Origin of the sequence: Streptomyces similanensis, assembly GCF_039543625.1 — a bacterium.
GTDB lineage: Bacteria > Actinomycetota > Actinomycetes > Streptomycetales > Streptomycetaceae > Streptomyces > Streptomyces similanensis.
This window is the reverse complement of record NZ_BAABKC010000111.1, coordinates 62,146-75,968: the sequence shown is the minus strand read 5'-3', so window position 1 is coordinate 75,968 and position 13,823 is coordinate 62,146. Positions and strand designations below refer to the sequence as shown.

The following is a 13,823-nucleotide window of genomic DNA, read 5'->3' as shown; positions in this document are numbered from 1 at the left end:
GAGTTCTACCAGCCCGGACCGGCCCGCCATGGAGCCTCGACAAGATCCGAACCCCGAACAGTCCCTAGTACTCCAGCAGTATTTCGTGGCTTGACCTGGAGAAACGTCGAGCGGTGGGAGTGTGGCGGGCGGGAAGTCGTCACGGATCGCTTCTGGCCGCACGCCCCTCGAAGGAGTGCCCCCGACGTCGGTAGTGGCAGCGGCGGGCCACCGCTTGGCGTCATCGGCGCCAGTGCGACCAGCTCAACATGTGAGTGAGGGTGTGAAGGTCTCGGGGTGTGTGAGCTGCCAGGAGTCGCCGCACTTCTGCCACGGTGAGCTCGATGACCACGGCACCCTCACCGGCGGATCCCCCTTTTCGGCCGCTCGCGCGCTCATCGCAACGAGGAAGGTGTGGGCGAGCATGGCCAGGGTGATGTGCCGGTACCAGCCGACGTAGCGGCGGTCTTCGTACTCGTCCAGGCCGCACTCGTTCTTCGCCGCCTGGAAACACTCCTCGATCGCCCACCGGGCGCCGGCGACGCGCACCAGTTCGTCCACGCCGACGTCCAGAGGTGCGTGGCCAAGGTAGTAGGCGATCTCGTCCGGCCGACTCAAGCTGCGCCGTGCCAGCGCCCATCGTCGACGAATCAACACGCCGTCCTGGTGGTCGTACTCGGACACTGGGCGCAACTGGACGGCTGACCAGTCGTATTCGCGCTGTCCCTTCGCGCCCGCGCCGCAGGAACGGCGTCCCGTGCCTGGTCGGGGGCCTGCTCGAAGGCCCTGTCGATGCGCGGGCCGACGAGGGAGAACCGGGACTTGGGGACGGCGAGGACGTAGCCGACGCCGGAATTTTCCAGCATCCGGCGGAAGCGGTTGTCCTGTCCGTAGGCGGCGTCCGCCGTGACCCATGCGACCGGCAGCGGCGAGGCCAGCGCCCTGCGGACGATCGTCGCCGCGAGGGGCGATGTAGTGCCCTTCTTCAGGAACCCGGCGTCGTCGATGATCAGTACAGCATCGGGGCCGCCGAGGTGTTCGGCGACGTAGGTCTGCAAGTCGTCGCGGATGCCGTCGGGGTTCCTGCGGGCTCGGGAGAGCAGGTGCTGCAGCCCGTCTGGGGTGGCGTGGCCGGCAGGTTCGGCAAGTTGCCAGCTGTTTTTTCGGGCCACCGGGACGAGCAGTGCGCGCACGTGGTCTCGCACGTGGCGGCATGGTTCGACACGGCCGAACCGGTGCCCGATGGTGGTGAAGAGGTGGTCCAGGTCGCGGTCCCAGGTCTCGGCTGCCTGTTCGGTGCTCACGACCTGAGGCTTCCCAGGCCCGGGGCGACCTTGCCGTCAGGGGCACTCCTTCGAGGGGCGTGCGGCCAGAAGCCGTCCGTGACGACTTCCCGCCCGCTACACTCCCACCGCTCGACGTTTCCCCAGGTCAAGCCGCGAAATCCTGCTGGAGTACTAGGTGCCGGAGACCGGGCGGCCGGCTTGGGCGAACTGCTCGACGATGGCGGCGCAGAAGGCCGGCAGGTCCGCGGGCGACCGGCTCGAGGTGAACTGGCCGTCGATGACGACCTCCTCGTCGACGACGTCGGCTCCTGCGTTACGCAGATCCGTGCGGATGCTCGGCCACGAGGTGAGTCGGCGTCCGCGTACGACGTCGACCTCCGCCAGGGTCCAGGGTCCAGGGGCCGTGGCAGATCGTGGCGACGGGCTTCCCGGTGTCGACGAAGGCCTTGACGAAGCCGACGGCGTCCTCGTTGACACGGAGCTGGTCGGGGTTCATGGTGCCGCCGGGCAGCAGCAGGGCGTCGTAGTCGTCGGTGGAGGCGTCCGAGACGAGCCGGTCGACGGGGAAGGTCCCCGCGGAATCCAGGTCCCCCTGGCGCGCCTGGATCTCGCCCGGACGGATGGAGAGGACGTCTGTCCGCGCCCCGGCGCCGTGCAGGGCGCCGCGCGGCTGTTCGAGCTCGACGCGCTCGACGCCTTCGGCTGCCAGGATCGCGACCTTCCGACCGCGGAGTTGGTGTGCCATCGGTACTCATTCCTTGGGTGATGGGCCGGTGAGAGGTGCTGTCCGGTGTCGCGGCGCCGCGCACACGCCGTGGGCTCGACCGGACAGAACTCGTCCGCCCTGGCCGGAGCCGTCCGCCTGTCTCCCCGTCTCCCTGTCTCCCCGGACCGGTCCGGGGAGACAGGCGGACGGCGGAGGGCAACCCCTTTACCGTTTGTGGCCGTTGCCGTGTCCGTCGGGGTGCAGGACCACCTTGGTCCAGCCCTCGTCACGGGCGTCGAAGTGCTCGTAGGCGGTCGGGGCCTCGTCCAGGCCGAGCTCGTGGGAGACCACGAAGCTCGGCTTCGCCTTCCCGCCGGCGATCAGGTCCCGCAGCGCCCGGTTGTACTTCTTCACCGGAGCCTGACCGGTCCCCATTCGCTGCCCCTTGAACCACATCATCCCGAAGTCGATCGCAACCTTGCCCTGGGCCTCCAGCTCACCCTGGGCCTCCGTGCCGCCGGGGTCCTGGGGCAGGAACACACCCACCACACCGATGTCGCCGGTGAACCTGACCGAGTCGATCAGTCCGTTCAGCGTGAGGCTGGCGTCCTCGTGCCCCTGCGGATCATGGGCCTGGTAGCCGACACACTCACAGCCGTTGTCGGCGCCCAGACCCAAGGTCGCCTCCTTGACGACCTCCGCCGGATCCTGCTCGGCGGTGTTGATCGGGATGGCACCGATCTCCTCCGCCTTGCGCAGCCGGTCGGGCTGATGATCGGCCGTCCACACACGGCCTGCACCCTTGAGGAGGGCGGAGTAGGTCGCCATCAGCCCGACGGGACCGGCCCCGAAGACGATCGTCTGGTCGCCCGGTTTGACATGGGCCATCTCGGTGGCGTGATAGCCGGTGGGGAAGATGTCGGCGAGCATCACGTAGTCCGTCTGCCGCTCGGCGGCGTCCTCGCCCAGACGCAGCGCGTTGAAGTCGCCGTAGGGCACGCGCAGCAGCTCCGCCTGGCCGCCCTGGTAGGGGCCCATGTCGGCGAATCCGTAGGCGGCTCCCGCGAGATCGGGCTGCGGCTGCATGGTCAGGCAGTAGTTGGTCAGGCCTCGCTCGCACTGCTTGCAGAACCCGCAGGCGATGTTGAAGGGCAGGACCACGTACTCGCCGACCTGTACCTTGCGGACGGCCGGGCCGACCTCCACGACCTGGCCCAGATTCTCGTGGCCCAGGGTGCGGCCGGATTCGAACGAGGTGCGGCCCTCGTACATGTGCAGGTCCGAACCGCAGATGTTGGTTGTGGTGATCTTGACGATGATGTCGCAGGGATGTTCGATCATCGCGTCCGGCACGTCCTTCACCGCGACCGTCCGGGGTCCTTCTTATACCGCTGCTTTCATGATGACTTCTCTCGGTGCCACGATGAGGACCGCGGCACGGCGATGACGAAACGGCGCGAAAGCCGGCTCACGCAAGCGCACGACGGAGTCCGTGGCTTCGGCACGCCTCTGCGGGCCGCCCACCCGGACCAGGTGGAACGGCTGCTTGGGCCGTCGGCCCACCACATGGAGCCCGGGCCCTCCGGCGGCCTGCGGTGCGAGTCCCCATCGGCCGCCCACGCGAAACAGCCACGCACCGATCGATCGGCCCGTTCCTCCGCCGGAACGGCCACTGGCCAAGGAATCACCTCAGGTCACCGGTAATCACCGTCGCCGTCGCCGTCGAGCATCCGGCGACGCTCCTGTTCACGCCGGGAATACGCGGCCGCCCTGATCGCCTTCTCACTTTCGAAGCCCGACCCCAGCGCACCGCCCACCGTGGCGATCGAAGCGACGAACCAGGACAGCGTCCAGTAGTCCCCGGCGTGCAGCGGGGTCCGTGTGGTGGAGGCGAAGACACGGTCGTTGAGGATGAACAACGCCCACACCAGGTTGATGACCAACAAGCCCGCGTAGCAGACGAGCACCCCGATTCCCACGGTCACGATCGTGGACGCGTTGTAGAGGCTCGTCCTCTTCCTCTCCTCCGGAGAGGGGTCCGTCGATCGATGCCACAGGTGCGCGTCCACGATCAGCCAGCCGATCATGAGCACGACGGACCCGGCCATCGCGATCACCAGGCGTGGCGTACTCAGGGCCTCGGACAGGCTCCAGAGGGTGGAGTTCACGGTGGCGATGGCTCCCGAGGCGAGCGCTGCCGCCAGCGCTTTCGACAGACCCGGCAGCAGCCGCCACGGCTGGTTGGCGCGGACCATACCGCCGAGCACCCTCAGGTAACCACCCGGCCCGCTGACGACGTACCGCAGATCAGCCATCTCCTCCTCACCGACCGGGCCCTGGTGAATCGGCGCCAGACGACTGACGAAACGTCCCAGAGGCCGGTGACGCTGATCCTTCCCCACCCCAGCGGCTCGCTGACTCGCCAAGCTGAGCACGGTCTCCTCCACCGCCCGCAAGGCCCTCCGGCGAAACCGCAGACCTCCCAGCGACGGAAGGGACAGCAGCGCCCAGCCGTGTTCATGACTCAGCTCCACTACCAGCTTGTGCCCGTGCGCGTGCAGCGGAAGGTCGGTGAGGGCCACGACGATGGCCCAATGCCCCGCTCGCCTGCGGTCCACGATCCGGCGCGCCAACGTCGGCAGATCCTCGGTCCCCGCGGTGAAGGGCTCACTGACCACCTCCACGTCGAACCGTCGATCCCGGCCCGACTTCTCGGCAAGCCGAGCGGGAAGCACCCGGGCCATGCGCTGCGCGATCTCCGTCGGCGCGTCCGGATCTGCCAGGAGAGCCACGACCGTGACGTCCTGCGACGACTTCCGCATGACCGGACCCTCCTCGTCGACTGCCCCGGCGCTCACCAGTGCCCAGAACGCCCCCGGAAAAATGCCGCCGCTCATTCGGCATCGGAGGTCTGTGTCCCGCCCCGTGCGTGATCGCGCAGGCTTGAGATACTGGGTCTCCACCAGGAGGTTTTGTACACGCGGGACGCGGTCGTCGGCCCGGTGCCCGGTTTTCGCGCCTCACCGGCCGCTCGCGCCGACCGGCAGAGCCGCGGGGTGAACGCGCTGACGGGTCACGGTACCCGGGGCACGCGGAAGCCTGCCGCGCGGAGTCTCTGTTCGGTCAGTGCGGTCAGACGGGCCGAGACGGGGGCCAGTTCCTCGCCGTGGTTGTTGATCAGCCCGTAGCGCGCGGCGGCGGTGGCCCAGGCCTGCATGGGGCCGCTGGCCTTGAGGAGTTCGGGATGAGCGAGGTAGTGGTCGGCCAGGGCTGCCGCGAGTTCCCCGATGCGCGGGTCATCGGGGTCCCAGCTCTCGGCCTCCCAGCCGCGCTGGGTCAGCTCGACGTAGGCGGGGTCGGCCAGGCGGCTCTCCTGGACCGTCAGGAATCCGTCGAAGCCGGCCGGGATCAACACCCTGGCGAGGACCAGCGCCTCACGCTGCGTGGCGATGTACTCGGCGGCGAAGCCGAGGGCGCGCATGCGGTCCAGGAGAGCGCAGGCCCGGTCGGGCAGTAGGGCCCGGTCGCCGTCGGCGAGCCGGCGCAGCGTTTCGCGCCGGGCGTTCAGCTCTGCTATGCGATTGCCGAGTTGGCGCTCCACGTCGGCGAGCGCGGCGGTGAACTGCGCGCCGTCCGCGGCCAGCAGGGGCGCGGTGTCGGCGAGTGGCACTCCGGCGGTGGCGAGGGTGCGCACCTGCACCAGGCGCAGCAGGTCGGCTGAGCCGTAGCGCCGGTAGCCGGAGCTGTCGCGCTCCGGCTCTGCGACGAGCCCCAGCTTGTGGTAGTGCCGCACCGTCTTCACGGTGATGCCGACGAAGGCCGCGGCCTGCCCGATGGTGACTCCGTTGCTCATGAGCCCAGTGTGCCGAACACCTCGTCTACGAGTCGTTGTTGGGCCTTTTGGAAGGGCGCAGCGAGCGACAGGCCGGGGTCGTCGACGTAGTTGAGCCCGGCGGTCAGTGTCGTGGCGCCGTCGGCCGAGGCGTACATCAGGGCCGCTGAGCCGCCCTGGCCGCCGTTGTGGTGGTAGACCGTGCGGCCCTCTCCCAGGTCTTGAGCGAAGATCCCCAGGCCGTAGCCAACGGTCTGCTCCGGGGTGCGCATCTCGGCCAGCAGTTCCTCCGGCAGCAGCCGGCCGCCCACGAGTGCGCGGAAGTAGGTGTGCAGGTCCGCGGTGGTGGAGATCATGTCTCCTCCGGCACCGACCCAGGTCGGGTTCTGGCGGGTGATGTCGATCGTGCGCTCCGACCCGGCGTCGTCGTAGCGGTAGTAGCTGTGATTGTGGGGGGCCGGGAGTTCGGGGGACGCGCTCGGCGCCAGCGTGCCGGTCAGGTGCAGCGGTTCGCAGATCCGTTGCCGCAGTTCCTCGGCGAACGGACGGCCGGTGAGCTCCTCGACCAGCAGTCGGGCGATCACGTAGTTGGTGTTGGCGTAGCTCCAGCCTGCCCCTGGCTCGAAACGGGCGGGTCTGGCGAGCGAGAACCGGACCAGTTCGGCGGGTTCGTAGGTGTGGAAGCGCAGGTCCACCCACTCCTTGCCCTGCCAGGGGATGCCGGCGGCGACCGTCCCGTCCGCGTAGTACTCCCCGGTGTGGTTGAAGATGCCGCTGGTGTGCTGGAGCAGCATCCGCACGGTGATCCGGCGGTCGAGGCCGAGCTGCGGCAGTTGGTCGGCGACCGGGGTGTCCAGGCCGGTCCGGCCTTCGGCCACCAGCATCAGCACTGTCGTCGCGACGAAGTTCTTGGTGGTGCTGCCGATCCGGAAGTGCGCGTCCGTCAACGGGCGCTGTGTGCTTCCCAGTTCGCGGTGTCCGGCGCTGCCTGCCCATGTGCCGTGCTCGTCGTCGACCCGCAGTTGCACCCCGAGGATCCCGGACGCCGCGATCTCCTCGATCGCCTGCTGCAGTTCCGGCCGGTCCTGGCCCCGGAGGGTGGGATTGCTGGGCATGGTGCGCCTCCGCGTCGTATGTGCCCCGCTCGGTGCCGGGCCGTTGCACAGAGCCTGCACCCTGCCCCGAGGTCAACCTCAACCGTGAGGTGCGTCACGCCACTTGACTGACGAAGGCCGTCGCGCCGCGCGACCGCGCCCGTTCCTTGGGGTCAGAGATCGTCAAGAGCCGCAGAAGTGCCCGACCCGGGGGTCGGCGAGCCTCACCCCGGTCTCGGCGGCAGCGGCGTACGGCGTCGCCGTGCGTACGGTGGACCTCGTGCCCGAGGACGACGAGCCCAGCGCCGTCGGCGGTTCCGCCTCCGTCCACGACGGCCCGCCCTGGAGGCGGCTCGACTCCCCCGCCCGCTCAGGACGTCGACGGGAAGCGGACTCCCAGGAGGCTCGCACGGAAGACGGGTTCGCCTCGTCGGGCTCTTGACCGGGTATGGTTCACCGCTATGGTCTAGACCTAAAGAATCAGGTCCGGACCGGCTCCCGCGTCCCTGATCGCGGCGGCGGTCTCCGGTGAGCACCGGAGGTAGCGACATGGCATGAGCAGGCGAAGGCGACCGGTCGTCGCCGTCGGCGCACCGAGTGCGTCCCGTGTGCCGTCGGCCTTCCGGCGAGCTCGGCCGGCGCTCACGGCCCGGACACCTCGCCGACAAGCCCGGGACCACCGGGCCGTGGGCGGTCCGGGCGGTCCTGGGGCCCGTCCGGCCTGCTCCCGGCCGGATCGGCATCCGGCGCCTGCCGCAGCTCGGGTTTGCGGCGCACGACTCGGACCGGGCCTGCTTGCGAGCAGGAACGGAACAGCCGGCGTCACGTCGCCGGCGGCGGTGCATTCGGCAGGAGGGGCGGGTCTGTGGAGACGCATCAGCCGGTGGAGTCCTGGGCGGAGTTCGGACGGCGGCTGCGGGCGCGGCGCCGACATGCCGGGATGACCCAGTCGCAGCTCGGGCTGAAAGTGGGATACCACCACAGTCTCATCAGCAGACTCGAAACGGGGTTGCGCGAACCGCCCGCCGGGCTCGCGGGCCGGCTGGACTCGGTCCTGGCCACCGGCGGGGAGCTCGCCGCGCTCGTCGCCGCGCCGTGCGGGACGGCGTACCGCCCCGACCGCCAACCGGCGGACCCCCGGCTGTTCGCCCCGGTGCCGGGCGGCGGGGAAGTCCCTGTCGGCCGCGATGTGCTGGACTCCGCGCTGTGGCCGTCGGAGCTGCCCGCCGAGGGGCTGGCCTGCCCGCTGCACGGCACGGTGGGCTGTGCGGTGCCCGCCCGGGCGGAGGCGCCGGACCCGCTGGGCTGGCCTGCCTCGCCGCGGAGCGGGTTCGACTGCCTCGCGGGCAGCGAGCCCGAGATGCTGCACGTGCTCACCGCAGCCCTGGCCTGCCTGATCCGCGGTGCGCTGCGCCGGGGCGCCGCCGACGGTGTACCCGTGGTGGAAGGGCTGTTACGGAACCTGGTGCGATGGGCCGGGGCGGTCAACTCCACCGGCCGCCTGCCGTACGGTCAGCTCCGGCTGGCCGCCCAGTACGCCCAGGTCGCCGGGCGGCTGCGGATGCAGTGCGGGCAGAGCAGCATCGGGATGGCCTGGTTCGGCCACGGCCTGGGCTGGGCGGACGCGGTCGACGACGTCTCGGCGCGGGCGACCCTGCTCAGTGACATGTGCACCCTTGTCCGGCTCGACCGGGACCCCGGGTCGGCCCTCGCGTACGCCGAGGCCATCGGCGCGGTGGATCCCGGGCGGCGGTGGGTGGCCACCGTCTCGCACCTGTACCGGGCACGCGGGCACGCGCTCGGCCACGACGTCACCGAGTGCCGGCGGCACATCTCCCTGGCGCGGCGCGGCTTCGCCCGCCTCGGCCACCGGGACCGCCTGGAGGCGCCCTGGCTGTCCGGCGCCGAGGGCGAGATGAGGATGGAGTCGGCGATCGGCGGGGCGCTGCGTGACCTCGCCGCCGCGACCGGTGACCGGGTGACGGCGCGGCGTGCCGCCGACGCCACCGCGCGGTCGTGTGCGCGGCTTCCGCCGCTGATGCGGGAGACCCGGCTGTTGCTGACCCTGCGCCTGGCCGACAGCTGGGCGTGCGCGGGCGACCCGGGCGCGGCGGTCGCCCTGGCGGCCCCGGTGCTCGACGGGGCGCTGTCCTCGCGCGATCTGACGATCACCACCGAGCTGCGCGGGCTGCACGCCAGGCTGCTCGCCCGGTGGAGCGACGTGCCGGAGGTCAGGGAGTACCGGGAGCGGCTGCCGGCCGCGGGGATCTGAGTGCAACCGGCCGTTGCGGGGTTTGCCGGTTTTTGACAGGACCGGACGGAGGCCCGCGGTCCGTTGACCCGGACACCGGGCGGTGTCAGGGTTCGGCCAGTCCGCCCGCCGTGGCGTGCCACGCCGGCACGGGACGGGCGGAGAGACGACGTATCGCGGGCACCGGCGACTGACTTGACATGAGCACATCAGCACTGGAGTCCGGATGAGCCTGCCGACCTCTCACAAGGAGCAACGATGTTGAGAAAGCTGGTGGTGGCCGGGACATCCCTGGCCCTGACGCTGGGAGGGGTGGTGATGCCGGCCGCCTTCGCCTCGGCCGCGCCTCCGGCGAGCAAGCCGGGACCAGCCCCCGTCGCCCAAGCCGTCGCAGCCGCCGACCAGGCGGCGCGCAGCGGCCTCGACGCACTGGCCAAGGGTCCCGAGGAGCAGTACGACCGACGGCGGGTCACCCCCTGGGTCAAGGGGGGTCAAGGGCCTGTACTCCGTCGCCTACGAACGCACCTACCGGGGGCTGCCCGTGGTGGGCGGCGACGTGGTCGTCCTCGCCGACGGCGACGGCAAGGTCCGCTCGGTCCAGTCCGCCGCCAAGTCAAGGATCGCGCTCTCCACCAAGGCCCGGGTCACCGCCGCGCAAGCGGTCCGCACCAGCCGCGCCAGGCTCGCGAGGACCGAGAAGGTCGACTCGCGGCGACTGGTGGTGCGGGCTCGGGGCGACCGCGCCGTCCTCGCCTGGGAGACGGTCCTGACCGGACGCACCAAGGTGAACGCGCCCAGCCGACTGCACGTCTTCGTCGACGCGCGCACCGGAGCGGTCGTGGACTCCTACGACGACGTGCGGGCGGGCAGCGGCACCAGCAAGTGGAACGGCCCGAACCCGCTGACCATCGACACCTCCCGGTCGGGCTCCTCCTACGTGCTGCGCGACACGTCCCGGCCCGGGTTGCAGTGTTCGGACTACAGCGGCGGCCTGTTCACCAAGGCGACCGACAACTGGGGCACCGGCAGCCCCGCGAGCAAGGAGACCGGCTGCGTGGACGCGATGTTCGCCGCGCAGAAGGAGTCGGACATGCTCAAGAACTGGCTCGGCCGCAACGGGCACGACGGCAACGGCGGAAGCTGGCCGGTCCGCGTCGGCCTGAACGAGCTGGACGCGTACTGGGACGGCTCCACCATCACCATTGGCCACAACAGCGCGAACGAGTGGATCGCCGGAATCGACGTGGTGGGCCACGAGTTCGGCCACGGCCTGGACTCCTTCACCCCCGGCGGCGCCAATCACGAGAGCGGACTCGGCGAGGCGACCGGCGACATCATGGGCGCCCTGACCGAGGCATACGCCAACGAGCCGACGCCCTACGACACTCCTGACTACACCGTCGGCGAGATGATCAACCTTCAGGGCCGCGGCCCGATCCGCAACATGTACAACCCCAGCCTGGTCGGCAACAACCCCAACTGCTACTCCGCGTCGATTCCGCAGACCGAGGAGCACGCGGCGGCCGGCCCGCTCAACCACTGGTTCTACCTGCTGGCTGAGGGCTCCCGTCCCGGCGGCGGCAAGCCCTCCAGCCCCACCTGCGACAACTCCACCGTCACCGGCGTCGGCATCCAGAACGCGGGCAAGGTCTTCTACGGCGCCATGCTGCTCAAGACCAGCGGCATGACGTACAAGCGGTACCGCACCGCCACCCTCACCGCGGCGAAGAACCTCGACGCCGGTTGCTCCCTGTTCGACTCCACCAAGGCCGCCTGGAACGCGATCGGCGTGACCGCCCAGGGCGGCGACCCGACCTGCACCGGTGAGCAGACCGACTTCTCGCTGTCACTCGGCCCCACCTCGGGCGACATCGACGCGGGCTCCTCGGCACACGCCACCGTCGGCACCAGCACCGTCTCCGGTACCGCCCAGCAGGTCTCGCTGACCGCCTCCGGCGCGCCGGCCGGGGTGAACGTGTCCTTCAGCCCCGCGACCGTCACCTCCGGCAGCAGCTCCGCGATGACGGTCTCCACCTCGTCGGCCACGGCTGCCGGCACCTACCAGATCACCGTCACCGGCACCGCCGGCGCCAGAACCCATACCGCCCAGTACACACTGCCTGTGGGCGGCGGGGGCGGCGGAAACCCGTCCACCCCGCCGGACGTCGACGTGGCCAAGGTGCAGGCACACCTGGTCCAGTTGAACACCATCGCCTCGCAGAACGGCAACAACCGCCGCTCCACCACGGCCGGTTACCGCGCCTCGCTCGCCTATGTCAAGGACCGGCTCCAGGCGGCGGGCTACACGGTCACCGAGCAGAGCTGCACCTCCGGCTGCACCGCGGGAGCGGGCAACAACCTGATCGCCGAGTGGCCCAAGGGCGACGCGAACAGCGTCTACATGTTCGGCGCACACCTCGACAGCGTGTCGGCCGGGCCCGGCATCAACGACAACGGCTCCGGCTCCGCCGTGCTCCTGGAGACCGCGCTGACCCTGGCGCAGTCCGACCCCGCCATGAAGAACCGGATCCGCTTCGCCTGGTGGACCGACGAAGAGCAGGGCATGAAGGGCTCCGGCTTCTACGCCCGTTCGCTCTCCACGACCGAACTCGCCCGGATCAAGGCGTACTACAACTTCGACATGGTCGGCTCGACCAACGCGGGCTATTTCGTCAACAACCTGGACTCGGCCGCCGCGGTGCCGCTGAAGGCCTACTGGAGCTCCCTGGGCCTGGCCCCGCAGGAGAACGTCGAGGGCCGGGGCCGCTCCGACGACTACTCCTTCCAGCAGGTCGGCATCCCCACCTCCGGCTACGCCACCGGCGCCTCGGACGCGAAGTCCGCCGCCGAGGCCGCCAAGTGGGGCGGCACCGCGGGCCGCGCCTACGACTCGTGCTATCACTCCGCCTGCGACACCAGCGGCAACGTCAACGCCACCGCGCTGAACCGCAGCGCGGACGGTGTCGCGTACACGATCTGGAAGACCGCCGTCGGTGACGCGCCCGCACCGGCCGACGACTTCTCGATCTCAGCCAATCCCGCCACCGGTACGGTCTCTCCGGGCTCGTCCGCCACGGTGACCGTGTCCACCGCAACCACCGGCGGCAACGCCCAGAGCGTCAGTTTGTCGGCATCCGGCGCTCCGGCGGGTGTCAGCGTGTCCTTCGCCCCGTCCTCGGTGACCTCCGGCCAGTCCTCGACCGCCACCGTGCGAGTCGACGCGGGCACCGCCAGCGGCACGTACACCCTCACCATCACGGGAACGGGCGAGGCCACGCACACCACCACCTACACCCTCACCGTGCCCGGCGGTGGCGGCGGCGACACCACCTGGCAGGTGGGCGCCACCTACGCGGCAGGTGACGTCGTGACCTACGACGGCCTCAGCTACCGGTGCATCCAGGGACACACCGCCTACCCGGGCTGGGAACCGCCGAACGTCCCCGCCCTGTGGCAGCGCGTCTGACGGTCGTCGCACGGCAGCGACACGCCGATGCGCGCCCGGGAGCTCGGGTGCGCGTCGGCGTCTGCGCCGTCGTTCGATGTGCGCGGCTCGGGCCGCAGGCACGCGCCGCGGACGCCCGGCCCGCCGGGGCGAGGGGAGCGGAGCGCGCTGTCGAACCGGCAGGACGCTGCGGTGACAACCCCTGAAGCGCGACGACTGCCGGTCCTCCGCCTGCCGCCGGCGGGACTGCTCCTCCTGCACCCGGTCAGCCGCTCACCGTCCGGGTTGTCCAGGGCCTCACTCAGCGTCTGCCACTCCTGGCGCCTGAGCCTGCGCCACACCCGGCCCGCGGTCCCGGCCGGATCGGCGATGATCCGCTCCAGCGTGGATACCGCCCTGGCCGACGGCGTGGCGGTCGTCCGCATGTTCCTCGCCGAGCGGCTCGGACTGTCCCTCCAGGGTGAGGAAGCGATGGACCGCATCGACGACTCCGTACGCCAGCTGATCGAAGTCCGCGGCCCAGTGGGCACGGCCGACCTGGTCACCGTCCTCGCCGGTCTCGTCACCGCGCTCCTTTCCACGGCTGCAGGATTCGACGGCGAACCGGAAGCCTTGTTCGACTCTCTGATCCGCGTGCAGGTCAACGAGGTGCGCAGACTCTGCGACATCGACAAGGACCGCTCCGAGTTGGAGAGAGCGCTCCCGGGATGTTGCTCAGCTGATGACGGTCCACATCACGATGAGGGTTACGGGTTGACAGCGAGGGATACCTCGATGAACAGGGACAGCAGCGCATGGTCTTGCGATGAAGTCACGCACCGTCTCGATCACGGTGCGTCTGCGAAGTGACACGTAGGAGGCTGTTGGCCAGGATGGGGGCTGGGTGGCCGCCTGCCGCGGGGCGAGTGTCCGGTGAGCGGGCGTCGCGGGGCGGTGTGGCGCCCCTTGGCGACCCACCGCTCAGCGCCCTGTTCCCGTCGGTTCCATAGACCCGTCGTCGTCGGGATCGGCATCGTGGTCTTCGATGTCTCGAGTGCCAGCGTCGTCGCTGTCGGCGTGTTCGTCTGACGCGAACGGCTCTGCGGTGTCCGCCGGGCCGCCCGTGGTGAAGTCCTGCTGTTCGGCGGCGATGTCGTCCTGCATGTCGGTGACCGCGTCCCACCATGCTTCCCGGTCGTCTTCGGGGAGTTGCTTGGCGACATCTTCGGCGAAGGGCATCAAACGCTCGGG

The 13,823-nt window shown here is 70.3% G+C and carries 7 protein-coding genes and 3 pseudogenes; 3 read left to right on the top strand and 7 right to left on the bottom strand.

From position 1 onward, the window contains the following. Window positions 1-243 precede the first annotated feature (243 nt). The 6 genes and pseudogenes from ABEB07_RS31345 to ABEB07_RS31320 all read right to left on the bottom strand — a co-directional run bounded on the left by ABEB07_RS31345 (window position 244) and on the right by ABEB07_RS31320 (window position 6,918). Window positions 244-1,283 (bottom strand): annotated as a pseudogene (locus ABEB07_RS31345) (IS701 family transposase). Window positions 1,284-1,436: 153 nt separating this feature from the next. Then, window positions 1,437-2,010: pseudogene (locus tag ABEB07_RS31340) on the bottom strand (type 1 glutamine amidotransferase domain-containing protein). 186 nt (window positions 2,011-2,196) lie between these two features. Then, window positions 2,197-3,312, bottom strand: a complete 1,116-nt coding sequence (locus ABEB07_RS31335) for a glutathione-independent formaldehyde dehydrogenase (protein ID WP_345671419.1) — start codon at window positions 3,310-3,312, stop codon at window positions 2,197-2,199. A 353-nt stretch (window positions 3,313-3,665) separates the two neighbouring features. Continuing rightward, window positions 3,666-4,793 (bottom strand): hypothetical protein, encoded by a 1,128-nt coding sequence (locus ABEB07_RS31330; protein ID WP_425589112.1) that lies wholly within the window; start codon window positions 4,791-4,793, stop codon window positions 3,666-3,668. 251 nt (window positions 4,794-5,044) lie between these two features. After that, complete coding sequence (locus ABEB07_RS31325) at window positions 5,045-5,824, bottom strand: MerR family transcriptional regulator (RefSeq protein ID WP_345671417.1); 780 nt, start codon at window positions 5,822-5,824, stop codon at window positions 5,045-5,047. Continuing rightward, window positions 5,821-6,918 (bottom strand): serine hydrolase domain-containing protein, encoded by a 1,098-nt coding sequence (locus tag ABEB07_RS31320; protein ID WP_345671416.1) that lies wholly within the window; start codon window positions 6,916-6,918, stop codon window positions 5,821-5,823. Before ABEB07_RS31320 ends, ABEB07_RS31325 begins: the two co-directional genes overlap by 4 nt. An 844-nt stretch (window positions 6,919-7,762) precedes the next feature. Between ABEB07_RS31320 and ABEB07_RS31315 the strand changes: the two genes are divergently transcribed. The 3 genes and pseudogenes from ABEB07_RS31315 (at window position 7,763) to ABEB07_RS31305 (ending at window position 13,442) form a co-directional block, all read left to right on the top strand. Then, window positions 7,763-9,169 (top strand): helix-turn-helix domain-containing protein, encoded by a 1,407-nt coding sequence (locus ABEB07_RS31315; RefSeq protein ID WP_345671415.1) that lies wholly within the window; start codon window positions 7,763-7,765, stop codon window positions 9,167-9,169. Between the two features lie 237 nt (window positions 9,170-9,406). After that, window positions 9,407-12,614, top strand: a pseudogene (locus ABEB07_RS31310) (M28 family peptidase). Between the two features lie 348 nt (window positions 12,615-12,962). Beyond that, on the top strand, window positions 12,963-13,442 hold the full coding sequence (locus tag ABEB07_RS31305) for a hypothetical protein (protein ID WP_345671414.1): 480 nt from the start codon (window positions 12,963-12,965) through the stop codon (window positions 13,440-13,442). A gap of 111 nt (window positions 13,443-13,553) precedes the next feature. Here ABEB07_RS31305 and ABEB07_RS31300 read toward each other — a convergent pair whose 3' ends face one another. Next, the gene (locus ABEB07_RS31300) at window positions 13,554-13,811 is read right to left on the bottom strand and encodes a hypothetical protein (RefSeq protein WP_345671413.1); all 258 of its coding nucleotides are present in this window, start codon (window positions 13,809-13,811) and stop codon (window positions 13,554-13,556) included. Window positions 13,812-13,823 lie beyond the last annotated feature (12 nt).

What these genes read in the sequence shown, in the direction of transcription:
- ABEB07_RS31320 (WP_345671416.1), bottom strand. Translation starts at nt 6,918, where the DNA reads ATGCCCAGCAATCCCACCCTCCGGGGCCAGGACCGGCCGGAACTGCAG.
- ABEB07_RS31300 (WP_345671413.1), bottom strand. Translation starts at nt 13,811, where the DNA reads ATGCCCTTCGCCGAAGATGTCGCCAAGCAACTCCCCGAAGACGACCGG.
- ABEB07_RS31335 (WP_345671419.1), bottom strand. Translation starts at nt 3,312, where the DNA reads ATGATCGAACATCCCTGCGACATCATCGTCAAGATCACCACAACCAAC.
- ABEB07_RS31330 (WP_425589112.1), bottom strand. Translation starts at nt 4,793, where the DNA reads ATGCGGAAGTCGTCGCAGGACGTCACGGTCGTGGCTCTCCTGGCAGAT.
- ABEB07_RS31325 (WP_345671417.1), bottom strand. Translation starts at nt 5,824, where the DNA reads ATGAGCAACGGAGTCACCATCGGGCAGGCCGCGGCCTTCGTCGGCATC.
- ABEB07_RS31305 (WP_345671414.1), top strand. Translation starts at nt 12,963, where the DNA reads ATGATCCGCTCCAGCGTGGATACCGCCCTGGCCGACGGCGTGGCGGTC.